Here is a 12701-nt window from a genome sequence, read left to right as displayed (position 1 = left end):
GATCACTTTCTGACGGCAATCATGTAGTTCACATCCACATCATCGCCAAGGCTATACACCTGCGTAAATGGGTTGTAACTCAGGCCCTTGATTCCGATCATCTCTAGACCGGCTTGACGCGTAAACGCAACTAGCTCAGAGGGTTTGATGAATTTGGCGTATTCATGGGTACCCTTAGGGAGTAATTTGAGAATGTACTCAGCACCGATAATCGCAAATAAGTAGGACTTAGGACTGCGATTGAGGGTGCTAAAAAATAAAGTGCCACCTGGTTTGCAGAGTTTGGCGCAAGCGCGTACTACTGATGCGGGATCGGGTACGTGCTCCAACATTTCCATGCAAGTCACTACGTCATATTGTTCTGGCTGTTCATCAGCAAGCGCTTCTGCTGAGATGGATCGATAAGTCAGGTTGGCACCTACTTCAAGTGCGTGTAACTCAGCAACTTTAAGTGCTTTTTCAGATAAATCGATACCAGTAGTGTCTGCACCTGATTGAGAAATCGATTCAGCCAAGATGCCACCACCACAACCAATATCCACTACTTTTTTGCCATCTAAATTTACAAAGGATTTAATCCAATTTAAGCGCAGAGGGTTGATGGCGTGCAGCGGCTTGAATTCGCTATTAGGATCCCACCAGCGATGGGCTAGGGCGCTAAATTTAGCGATTTCTGACTGGTCGACGTTCATGGTGATTGGCTGTTTGTAAGGCTATTGAAGAAGTTTATGAATATAGCGGAAATAAAAAAGCCCGCTAGAAGCGGGCTTTTTTACAAGTAAAGTGAATTACTTAGCTGCTGTACCAACAACTTCGATGTCAGTACGGCGGTTCTTAGCGCGGCCTTCAGCAGTTGCGTTAGATGCAACTGGATTGCTCTTGCCTTTAGATTCTGTGTAGATACGGCTACCGTCAACACCCTTGCTTACCAAGTATGTCTTAACAGATTGCGCACGACGCTGACCGAGGGCCATGTTGTATGCATCTGTACCAACGCTGTCAGTGTTACCAACAGCGATGATTACTTCTAACTTGATCTTGCTCAAATCTTTAGCGATCTTGTCCAAAGTAGCTTTACCTTCTGGTTTCAAGTCAGATTTGTTGAAGTCATAAAGTGTGTCAGCTTGCAAAGTGATCTTGCTTTGGCTTACACCAGAAGCTGCTGCTTTAGGAGCCAATGCACCGTCACAACCTTTAGCTGCAGTAGCAGGTGTCCAGTTGTTATCGCGCCAGCACAATGTGCCGTCGTTGTTTTTCCAATTCAAGCCAGAGCTGTTTTCCCAGTTATCAGATGCAATTGCTGCAGTAGCAGAAACAGTGATAACAGAAGCCAGCAACACTTTTAGGGTTTTGTTCATTTTTAGTCCTCAAAAATCTCTTTTTTAATTAAAGTCAAACTTAAATGTAATTCGCCCTACCTTGATGCAAAAACTGCAAAGCGACACATCTCAATTTCGTACAAACTGACAGAATCTTAGCATAGGGCCTACCTGTCATCAAAATGATATTATTTCCAGATGGAACAAGCCGCTAAAGAAACACTACCAATATCCCTCGAAGACGAAATGCGGCGGTCCTATTTGGACTACGCAATGAGCGTCATCGTCGGCAGAGCCCTGCCAGACGTGCGTGATGGCCTCAAACCGGTTCACCGCCGGGTCTTATTCGCGATGTATGAATTAAACAACGATTGGAACCGAGCTTACAAAAAATCTGCCCGTATAGTTGGCGATGTAATCGGTAAATACCACCCGCACGGTGATTCTGCGGTGTATGACACGATTGTTCGGATGGCCCAGGACTTCTCTCTGCGCTATATGCTGGTTGACGGGCAGGGTAACTTTGGCTCCGTAGACGGCGATAACGCTGCTGCGATGCGATATACCGAGATCCGCCTCCGTAAGATCGCCCATGAGCTTTTGGCCGATTTGGACAAGGAAACGGTCGATTTTGGGCCAAATTACGATGGTAGCGAGAAAGAACCCCTGATTCTGCCTGCCAAAGTGCCTAATTTGCTGATAAACGGCAGTTCTGGCATTGCTGTGGGTATGGCGACCAATATCCCTCCCCACAACCTGGATGAGGTGGTTTCAGCCTGTTTGCACGTCTTACACAACCCAGAATGCACGATTGATGAGCTCATTGAGATCATCCCAGCTCCGGATTTCCCTACCGCCGGCATCATTTATGGCGTTCAAGGGGTTCGCGAGGGCTATCGCACGGGTCGTGGACGCGTGGTTATGCGAGCAAAGACTCACTTCGAAGATTTGGATAAGGGCGCGCGTCAAGCCATCATCGTTGATGAGTTGCCGTACCAAGTTAACAAAAAGAATTTGCTTGAGCGCATCGCTGAGTTGGTCAACGAGAAAAAAGTAGAAGGCATTTCTGATTTGCGTGATGAATCAGATAAATCCGGTATGCGCGTTGTGATTGAACTCAAACGTGGTGAAGTACCTGAAGTAGTGCTAAATAATTTGTATAAGAGCACTCAACTGCAAGATAACTTCGGTATGAACATGGTGGCACTGGTAGATAACCAACCACGCTTGTTGAACCTCAAGCAAATGCTGGAGTACTTCCTACAACATCGTCGTGAAGTAGTAACACGTCGTACGATTTTTGAATTACGTAAAGCACGCGATCGTGGTCATGTCTTAGAAGGTTTAGCAGTTGCGTTGGCAAACATCGATGAGTTCATTGCAATTATTAAAGCTGCTGCGAACCCTGTGATTGCTAAGCAAGAGCTGATGGGCAAAGCATGGGATTCATCAATGGTGCGTGAGATGTTGGCGCGTGCTGAGACGGATACGCCAGGCGGCCGCAACGCTTATCGGCCAGAAGGTTTGTTGCCTGAGTACGGCATGCAAACGACAGGCTTATATCGTCTCTCTGATAGCCAAGCACAAGAAATTTTGCAGATGCGTTTGCAACGCTTGACTGGCCTTGAGCAAGACAAAATTGTTAACGAATACAAAGAAGTTATGGCAGAGATTTCTGACTTACTTGATTTGTTAGCGAAGCCAGAGCGTGTTACTCAAGTGATTGAGTCTGAGTTGAAAGAAGTGCAATCTGAATTTGGTATTGCTGGTGGTGACACAGGTCGTCGTTCATTTATCGAAATGAATGCAACCGAACTCTTCACGGAAGATTTGATTACGCCACAAGATTTAGTGGTGACACTCTCAAATACTGGTTATATGAAGAGTCAGCCGCTGAGTGAATACCGTGCGCAAAAGCGTGGTGGACGCGGTAAGCAGGCTGCTGCTACTAAGAATGAAGATTGGATTGAAACACTCTTCGTAGCGAATACGCATGACACAATTCTTTGCTTCTCGGATCGTGGTCGCATGTACTGGCTCAAGGTCTGGGAAGTTCCACAAGGAAGTCGCACTTCGCGCGGCAAGCCAATCGTCAATATGTTCCCGCTCATTGAAGGCGAGAAGATTACGGTGATTCTGCCGATTAAAGGCTACCAAGACGATCAGTATGTATTTATGGCCACTAGCTTGGGCACTGTGAAGAAGACACGTTTGTCTGACTTCTCTAACCCACGTAAGGCTGGCATTATTGCTGTTGATTTGAACGAAAACGACTTCTTAGTTGGCGCTGCGATTACTGATGGTCAGCACGATGTCATGTTGTTCTCTGATGCCGGTAAGGCAGTGCGCTTTGATGAGAATGACGTTCGTCCAATGGGCCGTACTGCACGCGGTGTGCGCGGCATGAATTTGGGTGAAGGTCATCAAGTGATTGCCATGTTGGTTGCTCCAGCAGAAGCTGCAGAAGGTGTTGAGGCAGCAGTGGTGGATGCGAACGGCGTATCAATTCCAAGTAGCGTATTAACTGCTACCGAGAACGGCTATGGCAAGCGTACGCCAATCGCTGAATACACCCGTCATGGTCGCGGCACTAAGGGCATGATCGCCATTCAGACTTCAGAGCGTAATGGCAAAGTTGTAGCTGCCGCACTGGTGTCCCCAGAAGATCAGATTATGTTGATTACTACTGGTGGCGTTCTAGTGCGCACACGTGTTTCTGAAATTCGTGAGATGGGTCGCGCCACTCAAGGCGTTACTTTGATCAATGTGGATGAAGGTACTCGTTTGTCTGGCTTGCAACGTATTGCTGAAAGCGACTCTGATGATGACGCTGATGATGCGGAAGAAAGTGATGTATCTGCTGATCCAGCAACCGACTCTAATGACGATACGGCAGGTGATGCTTAAGCGTCACCACTAGACTAGAGCAGATCATGACTTTTGACCGCCGCATTTTTAATTTCGCTGCGGGGCCTGCTACCTTGCCTGAAGAGGTGCTAAAGCAGGCTGCCGCTGAAATGCTCAACTGGCGTGGGCTCGGCACGAGCGTGATGGAAATCAGTCATCGCAGTAAAGAGTTCATGGAAGTGTATGAAGAGGTCATTCAAGACCTTCGTACGCTCATGAATATTCCGGATTCTTATGAGGTCTTGCTTTTGCAAGGCGGTGGTCTAGGTCAGAATGCTGCGATCCCCATGAACCTCATGCCTTTGGCTAAGAATGGCCCTAAGGCGGATTTCTTGGTAACCGGCGTTTGGTCAGAAAAATCATTTAAAGAAGCGCAAAAATACGGCACAGCAAATTTGGCAGCATCTTCTGCTACTGAAAAATTTAATACGATTCCTGCTAGATCCACTTGGCAGCTATCTAATGATGCAGCTTATGTGCATTATTGTGCGAATGAAACCATAGGCGGCGTTGAGTTTCCGGATGTGCCTGATGTTGGCGATATTCCGCTAGTAGCTGATATCTCTAGCAACATTCTCTCTAAAGAGATGGATGTGAACAAGTGCGCTGTTTGGTTTGGTGGAGCGCAAAAAAATATTGGCCCATCTGGCGTAACGATTGTGATTGTTCGCAAAGATTTGATCGGTCACAGTATGGGCATCACCCCAACGATTTGGGATTGGGCGGTGCAAGCCAATACTCAGTCCATGATTAATACGCCACCTACATTTTCGATTTATATGGCTGGCTTAGGTTTTAAATGGTTGCTCAAGCAGGGCGGTGTTAAAGCGATTGAGAAGCGGAATCAAGAAAAAGCTGATTTGCTCTATAACTTCTTGGATCAAAGCAGTTTGTATGAAAATCGCGTCACAAAAGAATATCGCTCACGCATGAACGTGACTTTCTTTTTAAAAGATGAGAACCTAAACGCAGAGTTTTTAGCCCAATCAAATGCAGCTGGTTTAGTTGCCTTGCGGGGTCATAAAGCTGCAGGTGGCATGCGTGCAAGTATCTATAACGCTATGCCAATAGAGGGCGTAAAAGCCTTGGTTGAATTCATGCGTGATTTTGAAAGGCGGGCTTAATGAGTACTGAAGAACAGCGCTTAGCTCCCCTGCGTGAAAAAATTGACGCATTGGATGCGCAAATTTTAGATTTACTGACTCAGCGTGCAAAAGCTGCGCAAGAAGTTGGTCATGTCAAAGGTGGATTCGCTTCACCAGTCTTCCGTCCTGAGCGTGAGCGTCAAGTGGTTGCTCGTTTACAAGAGATTAATAAGGGCCCTTTACTTCCAGATGGCATTGCCGCAATTTGGCGTGAAGTGATGTCGGCTTGCAGAGCCTTAGAGGCTCGCCAAACAATTGCTTACCTTGGTCCAGCTGGAACGTTTTCGGAGCAAGCAGCGCAAACCTATTTTGGTCACTCAATTGCAGGTTTGCCTTGCGCAAGTTTGGATGAAGTATTTAAAGCGGTAGAGAAGGGCGCGGCGCAATTTGGCGTGGTGCCTGTGGAAAACTCTAGCGAGGGTGCTATCTCACGTACTTTAGATTTGCTGCTTGATTCCTCAATGCGCATCAGCGGTGAAGTGGTGTTGCCTATTCGTCATCATCTTTTGACCAAGAGCGGCAATTTGGATGGTGTAACAACCGTGTGCGCACATGCTCAGGCATTAGCGCAGTGCCAGCAATGGTTGAGCGTCCATGCTCCGCAACTCAAGCGTCAAGCGGTGAGTAGTAATGCCGAGGCTGCTCGTATGGCAGCTGCAGATCCAACGTTAGCTGCTATTGCAGGTGATCCTGCGCAAGAAGCTTATGGCCTTCAGGCCGTGGCTGCGCAAATTCAGGATGACCCACATAATCGCACTCGTTTTGTGGTGGTGGGTAACTATGCCTGTCAATCAACTGGCAAAGATCAAACTTCTTTAGTTCTTTCTGTAGATAACCAACCTGGTGCTGTACATCGCTTGTTAGCACCTTTGGCCAAGCATGGCGTCTCTATGAATCGCTTTGAATCACGTCCTGCGCGCAAGGGTACTTGGGAGTATCACTTCTACATTGATATTGCTGGTCATGCCGATGACGATAAGGTAGTGAAGGCGCTTGAAGAGCTGAAAGGTGTTGCTGCTTTCTATAAGAATCTCGGTTCTTATCCGCACTCTGCATGATTGAGATTAAAAAAAGTTAACTTCACTAGCAAATAAAAACTACCAAATCACTTTAGTAAAAATCGAATGACATCCAAGATTGGCTTAAAACATATTCATGCGATTGCCCCTTATGTAGGTGGGCGACCAATCAGTGAAGTTGCACGTGAATACGGCTTGGATGAAAACAAGATTGTGAAATTGGCGTCCAATGAAAATCCATTGGGCATGCCTAAATCAGCACAAGATGCCATGCTTAAAGCAGCTAGTGATCTAGGTCGTTATCCGGATTCCAATGGGTTTGAACTCAAGAATGTACTTGCTGCACGTTTGGGCGTGCCAGCTGACTGGATTACGTTAGGTAATGGTAGTAACGATATTTTAGAATTAGCTGCTCGTGCTGTTGCACAGGCTGGTGATGAGGTGATTTTCTCTAAACATGCTTTTGCCGTTTACCCTCTCGCCACTCAAGCTGTTGGCGCAAAGGCCGTTGAAGTTGCGGCCACCGCTGTTTATGGACATGACTTGCCGGCGATGTTGGCGGCTATTAAGTTATCTGGTGAAAAAGCGAAACTTGTTTTTGTTGCTAATCCAAATAATCCCACAGGCAGTTATTTGCCAGCTAAAGAAATTGAAGAATTTTTAGCAGCCGTACCATCTCATGTTGTGGTCGTGCTTGATGAAGCTTATAACGAGTACCTCAGTCCAGAGCAGCGCTACGATGCGATTGCTTGGGTAAAGCGTTTCCCCAATATGATTTTGTCGCGGAGCTTCTCTAAGGCCTACGGCTTGGCTGGCTTGCGAATTGGTTATGGAGTTTCTCAACCGCATTTGACTGATTTGCTGAACCGCATTCGTCAACCATTTAACGTGAATAGCCTTGCCCAAGCAGCAGCAATTGCCGCATTTCAGGATCAAGAATTTTTGCAACAAGGATTTGACCTCAATCGTGCCGGCTATGCTCAATTAACTAAAGCCTTTGATGAGTTGGGTCTGAAGTATTTACCATCCGCTGGAAATTTTATTTTGGTGAAGGTGGGTGATGATGATCAGGCAGGCGCCCGTATTAACTTGGCATTACTCAAACGCGGCATCATTGTTCGTCCTGTAGGTAACTACGGATTACCGCAATGGTTGCGCATTTCCATTGGCTTGCCAGAAGAGAATGCTGCTTTTATTGTCGCTTTGAAAGAAATACTGTCCTAATGACCATCATTAATCCTGCGAGCAACTACGGTACCGTCACCATCGTTGGTGTTGGTTTGATTGGCGCCTCTTTGGGTTTAGCTCTTAAGCAAGCTGGCGTTGCTGCCAAGGTATTGGGCGTAGGTCGCAGCAAAGAAAATTTAGATCAAGCGCAAAAGATGGGTGCGATTGATGGTGTAGTGGATTTGGTTGAAGCAGCGAAGCAATCCGATGTGATTGTGCTTTGCGTGCCAGTGGCTCAAATGCGAGCAGCCTTTGAAGTGATTGAGCCACATCTTGAGTCTCGCACCATGATTACAGATGCGGGTAGCACCAAAGGTGATGTGATCGTGGCTGCCAAAGTAGTATTAGGCAAGAAGGCCTGTCAATTTGTACCGGCGCATCCCATTGCTGGGGGCGCTCAGCATGGAGCTGCTGCAGCTAAGGCTGATTTATTTCAGGGGAAGCAAACTATTATTTGCCCGCTTCAAGAAAACTCTCCAGAGGATATAGCTTTAATTACAGGCTTTTGGGAGTCAGTTGGTTCCGAAGTGAAAAAGATTGGTGTCGTGCAGCATGATGCGATCTATGCTGCTGTTTCTCATCTCCCACATCTTCTATCTTATGCATTAATGGCAAGCGTTGTGAACTCTGAGGATGCCGATCAGAAGCTAAGCCATGTTGGCGCAGGGTTTAAGGATTTCACGCGCATCGCCGCCTCCAGTCCAGAGATGTGGCGCGATATCTGCCTTGGCAATCGCACTGCAATCCTGAAAGAGCTAGATCAGTATTTGCTCATCGTGAATCACATGCGCAAACTCGTTGCCGAAAACGATGGCGCTGGTTTAGAAAAATTATTCAACAAGGCGAGCAAAGCACGTCAAGACTTGGACGCACTTTAATGAGCGGTTTGCCAGACATTACTATTGGGCCATTTAAGCGAGCGCAAGGTTCGATTGTGTTGCCGGGCTCAAAGAGCATCTCAAATCGGGCTCTCTTGTTGGCTGCCCTTTCATCCGGAACCACCACTCTTAAGAATTTATTAGATGCTGATGACACGCAGGTGATGCGTAATGCCTTGCGCCAACTCGGCCTCTCTGTGATCGATAAAGAGAATAAAGTTTGTGTAGTTGAGGGTTGTGGTGGTCAGTTCCCCGTGCGCGAAGCCGACCTCTTTATGGGAAATGCAGGTACTGCGATACGTCCACTGACTGCTGCTTTAGCAATGCAAGGCGGTAACTACCGTTTATCAGGTGTTGCACGTATGCATGAGAGACCGATTCGCGATTTAGTAGATGGCTTGCGCCAAGTGGGCGCGAAGATCGAATACGAATTGCAAGAAGGTTATCCACCGATTCAGATATCTGCGGCAGATATTCAGATTAAAGATGTCGTTAAAGTGCGTGGTGATGTATCGAGCCAATTCTTAACTGCCTTACTAATGGCTTTGCCATTAGTGGCGAATGAACCAGTACGCATTGAAGTGATTGGCGAACTCATTTCTCGTCCTTATATTGATATCACTTTGAAGTTGATGGCACGCTTTGGTGTGAACGTCGCCTGTCCTGACAAACAATCTTTTGTTATTCCGGCAAAAACATCAAACACTGTATACAAAAGCCCAGGCCAGCTATCCGTAGAGGGTGATGCTTCTTCAGCTTCATATTTCTTAGCGCTCGGGGCTATCGGTGGCGGCCCTGTGAAGGTATTTGGTGTTGGCAAGGACAGCATTCAGGGTGATGTGGCTTTTGCCGATGCGCTCGCTTTAATGGGTGCGAACATTAATGCTGGTGAAGATTGGATTGAAGTATCTGGCGTGAAAAATACCAACGGCAAACTCAATGGCATCACCATTGATTGCACAGAAATTCCAGATGCAGCCATGACGCTTGCAGTCGCTGCATTATTTGCTGAGGGTCCAACTCGATTAAACAGCATTGCTAGTTGGCGCGTTAAAGAGACGGATCGTATTGCGGCAATGGCAAAAGAATTGAAAAAAGTTGGCGCCATTGTTGAAGAAGGGGCTGACTACATTGTTGTGCAGGCTCCAGCATCACAAGCTGATTGGAAATCGCCGGCTGAAGGTATCGATACTTATGATGACCATCGTATGGCGATGTGTTTCTCGCTTGCCGCCTTTGGTCCAAATGCACTCAAGATCAACGACCCGAATTGTGTAGCGAAAACATTCCCAACTTACTTCGCTGAATTTGCGAAGGTAGTTGATTAATTTCATGAGCGCATTTCCGGTCATCGCGATTGATGGTCCAACTGCCTCAGGCAAGGGAACAGTTGCTTCGCTGGTTGCTGAAAAGTTGGGATTTCATTATTTGGATAGTGGGGCACTCTATCGCTTAGTAGCCTTAGCCAGCGAAAAACAGGGAATTGACGTTAAAAATGGCCCAGAACTAGGCCTTTTAGTTCCTAAGTTATTGATTTCATTCAAAAATAGTCAAATATTTCTCAATGGCGACGATGTCACTGACGCTATTCGGGCTGAAAACATTGGTTTAAGGGCCTCAGCTTTAGCGGTCCATCCAGAGGTAAGGTCTGCTTTAGTGGGTCTGCAGCGCAGTTTTCGCCAATCCCCTGGCCTGGTGGCTGATGGCCGGGATATGGCCAGCGTGATATTCCCAGATGCAGTTTTGAAGGTTTTCTTGACTGCAACGGCCGCCGCCAGAGCCGAGCGTCGCTATAAGCAATTGATAGCTAAGGGAATTTCTGCTAAACTTTCCGACTTACTGCAAGATTTGCAAGATCGCGATGCCAGAGATAGTAGTCGAGGTACCGCACCCTTGTTGGTTGCAGATGGTGCAAAAGTGCTTGAAACCTCAGATTTATCGATAGATCAAGCAGTTAAGACAGTTTTGGATTGGTATCAATCTGCGATTGCCTAGTTTGTAGTTGTTTTAGTAGTTAGCTGTAAGTAGAAGTTTTTGGTGTCTGAAGAAACTCCACAACGCGACCTTTTCATTAGCGTGTTTCTTTGAGACTTTTTTAACCTAACCCGTCAGGCCTTCTGGCGGCAAAAAGTGAATACACATGTCTGAATCATTTGCAGAATTATTTGAAGAATCATTAACCCGATCGAATATGAAGACCGGCCAAGTTATTTCGGCTGAAGTTCTTCGCATCGACCATAACTTCGTCGTTGTTAACGCTGGCTTAAAGTCTGAAGCGTTTATTCCTGTTGAAGAATTCCATAACGACGCTGGCGAGATTGAAGTAGCTCCTGGCGATTTCGTTTCTGTTGCTATTGACGCTCTTGAGAACGGCTATGGCGACACCATCCTTTCCCGTGACAAAGCTAAGCGCTTGGCTTCATGGATGAACTTAGAGAAAGCTCTCGAGCAAGCTGAGATCGTTACCGGTACTGTTACTGGTAAGGTTAAAGGCGGCTTGACTGTGATGGTTAACGGTATCCGCGCATTCTTGCCTGGATCACTCGTTGATACACGCCCAATCAAGGACACCAGCCCTTACGAAGGTAAGACGATGGAGTTCAAGGTTATCAAGCTCGACCGTAAGCGTAACAACGTAGTGTTGTCACGTCGTGCAGTTGTTGAGGCTAGCCAAGGTGAAGAGCGTGCTAAGTTGATGTCTAACCTTAAAGAAGGCGCAGTGGTTACTGGCCTCGTTAAGAACATTACTGATTACGGCGCGTTCGTTGACCTCGGCGGTATCGATGGCCTCTTGCACATCACTGACTTGGCATGGCGTCGTGTGCGTCACCCAAGCGAGATGTTGACTGTCGGTCAAGAAGTTACCGCTAAGATTTTGAAGTTCGATCAAGAGAAGAACCGTGTTTCACTCGGCGTGAAACAACTTGGTGATGATCCATGGGTTGGTATCGCTCGTCGTTACCCACCAAACACCCGTTTATTCGGTAAGGTAACTAACCTGACTGACTACGGCGCATTCGTGGAAATCGAATCTGGTATCGAAGGTTTGGTACACGTTTCTGAAATGGACTGGACTAACAAGAACGTTGCTCCAAGCAAAGCTACTGCATTAGGAACCGAAGTTGAAGTCATGGTTCTGGATATTGATGAAGACAAGCGTCGTATTAGCTTGGGCATCAAGCAGTGCAAAGCTAATCCATGGGAAGAGTTTTCACGTGCCCAACAAAAAGGCGATAAGCTCACTGGCGCAATCAAGTCAATCACTGACTTTGGTGTGTTCATTGGCTTGCCTGGTGGTATCGACGGTTTAGTTCACCTCTCAGACCTCTCATGGAATGAGCCAGGTGAAGAAGCTGTTAAGAAATACAAAAAAGGTGATGAAGTTGAAGCCACTGTATTGGCAATTGATGTTGAGAAAGAGCGTATCTCTCTCGGTATCAAGCAATTGTCTGGCGACCCATTCAATAACTACACATCTGTCAGCGACAAGGGTAGCCTCGTTACTGGTACTGTGAAAGCGGTTGATGCTAAGGGTGCAACAATTCACTTGGCTGATGAAGTTGAAGCTTACTTGCGTGCTTCTGAGATCTCAACAGATCGCGTTGAAGATGCACGTAATGTATTGAAAGAAGGCGATAGCGTAACCGCAATGATCATCAACATTGATCGCAAGTCACGTGTTATCAATCTTTCAATCAAAGCAAAAGACAGCTCTGATCAACAAGATGCAATGAGCAAGCTCCAAGGTGATGCGCAGTCTGGCACTACCAATTTGGGTGCTTTGTTAAAAGCAAAATTGGACAATCAAGGCTAAATCAATATCGCCGCTTTCCATTGGGGGAGCGGCGATTTTTTATTGATAGATCATGACAGATCAAGAGCAACAAGCAATTACCCGCTCCGAACTAGTGGAGAGTCTTGCGGAACAGTTTCCGCAGCTTCTGCCTAGGGATGTGGAGTTGGCGGTAAAAACTTTGCTGGACACAATGACTCATGCTTTGGCTGAGGGTAAGCGTATCGAGTTGCGTGGCGTGGGAAGTTTTGTGCTTCATCATCGTCCTGCACGTACTGGTCGCAATCCGAAGTCTGGTGAGAAAGTATTGATTCCAGAAAAACGCGTTCCGCACTTTAAGCCTGGCAAAGAGTTGCGTGAGCGAGTAGATTACAAGCCCTTGAAACAGGCGGGCCCCAAAGAGGGTTCTGGTG

General features: G+C 46.8%; 10 protein-coding genes and 1 pseudogene. 9 read left to right on the top strand and 2 right to left on the bottom strand.

The window, feature by feature from the left end:
• Window positions 1-2: 2 nt before the first annotated feature.
• Window positions 3-692 carry a bifunctional 2-polyprenyl-6-hydroxyphenol methylase/3-demethylubiquinol 3-O-methyltransferase UbiG gene (gene ubiG / locus ICN23_RS02005; RefSeq protein WP_216230686.1) on the bottom strand — a complete coding sequence of 230 codons (690 nt, stop codon included), beginning with the start codon at window positions 690-692 and terminating at the stop codon, window positions 3-5.
• 96 nt (window positions 693-788) lie between these two features.
• Window positions 789-1358 carry an outer membrane protein OmpA gene (gene ompA / locus ICN23_RS02000; RefSeq protein ID WP_216230685.1) on the bottom strand — a complete coding sequence of 190 codons (570 nt, stop codon included), beginning with the start codon at window positions 1356-1358 and terminating at the stop codon, window positions 789-791.
• A gap of 159 nt (window positions 1359-1517) precedes the next feature.
• Here ompA and gyrA point away from each other — a divergent pair, with 159 nt between their 5' ends.
• The 9 genes and pseudogenes from gyrA to ICN23_RS01955 form a co-directional block, all read left to right on the top strand.
• The gene (gene gyrA, locus ICN23_RS01995) at window positions 1518-4226 is read left to right on the top strand and encodes a DNA gyrase subunit A (protein WP_216230684.1); all 2709 of its coding nucleotides are present in this window, start codon (window positions 1518-1520) and stop codon (window positions 4224-4226) included.
• Window positions 4227-4252: 26 nt separating this feature from the next.
• Window positions 4253-5350, top strand: coding sequence for a 3-phosphoserine/phosphohydroxythreonine transaminase (gene serC, locus ICN23_RS01990; RefSeq protein ID WP_216230683.1), 1098 nt, complete (start codon window positions 4253-4255; stop codon window positions 5348-5350).
• On the top strand, window positions 5350-6429 hold the full coding sequence (gene pheA / locus ICN23_RS01985; RefSeq protein ID WP_216230682.1) for a prephenate dehydratase: 1080 nt from the start codon (window positions 5350-5352) through the stop codon (window positions 6427-6429). Before serC ends, pheA begins: the two co-directional genes overlap by 1 nt.
• Window positions 6430-6495: 66 nt before the next feature.
• A complete protein-coding gene (gene hisC, locus ICN23_RS01980) occupies window positions 6496-7614 on the top strand; it encodes a histidinol-phosphate transaminase (RefSeq protein WP_216230681.1) in 1119 nt (372 codons plus the stop codon).
• Window positions 7614-8495, top strand: coding sequence for a prephenate dehydrogenase/arogenate dehydrogenase family protein (locus tag ICN23_RS01975; protein ID WP_216230680.1), 882 nt, complete (start codon window positions 7614-7616; stop codon window positions 8493-8495). Before hisC ends, ICN23_RS01975 begins: the two co-directional genes overlap by 1 nt.
• 8 nt (window positions 8496-8503) lie before the next feature.
• Window positions 8504-9823 carry a 3-phosphoshikimate 1-carboxyvinyltransferase gene (gene aroA, locus ICN23_RS01970; RefSeq protein WP_216231877.1) on the top strand — a complete coding sequence of 440 codons (1320 nt, stop codon included), beginning with the start codon at window positions 8504-8506 and terminating at the stop codon, window positions 9821-9823.
• Between the two features lie 4 nt (window positions 9824-9827).
• Entirely contained in the window at window positions 9828-10490 is a 663-nt protein-coding gene (cmk, locus tag ICN23_RS01965; protein ID WP_216230679.1) for a (d)CMP kinase, read from the top strand.
• A 145-nt stretch (window positions 10491-10635) separates the two neighbouring features.
• A complete protein-coding gene (gene rpsA, locus ICN23_RS01960; RefSeq protein WP_068324328.1) occupies window positions 10636-12309 on the top strand; it encodes a 30S ribosomal protein S1 in 1674 nt (557 codons plus the stop codon).
• A gap of 52 nt (window positions 12310-12361) precedes the next feature.
• A pseudogene (locus tag ICN23_RS01955) lies at window positions 12362-12700 on the top strand (integration host factor subunit beta); the annotation flags it as partial.
• Between the last annotated feature and the right edge of the window lies 1 nt (window position 12701).

Source organism: Polynucleobacter sp. MWH-Jannik1A5, from assembly GCF_018881795.1.
Lineage (GTDB): Bacteria > Pseudomonadota > Gammaproteobacteria > Burkholderiales > Burkholderiaceae > Polynucleobacter.
Note: the sequence above shows the minus strand (reverse complement) of the source record. Positions and strands in the feature narration are given on the sequence as shown.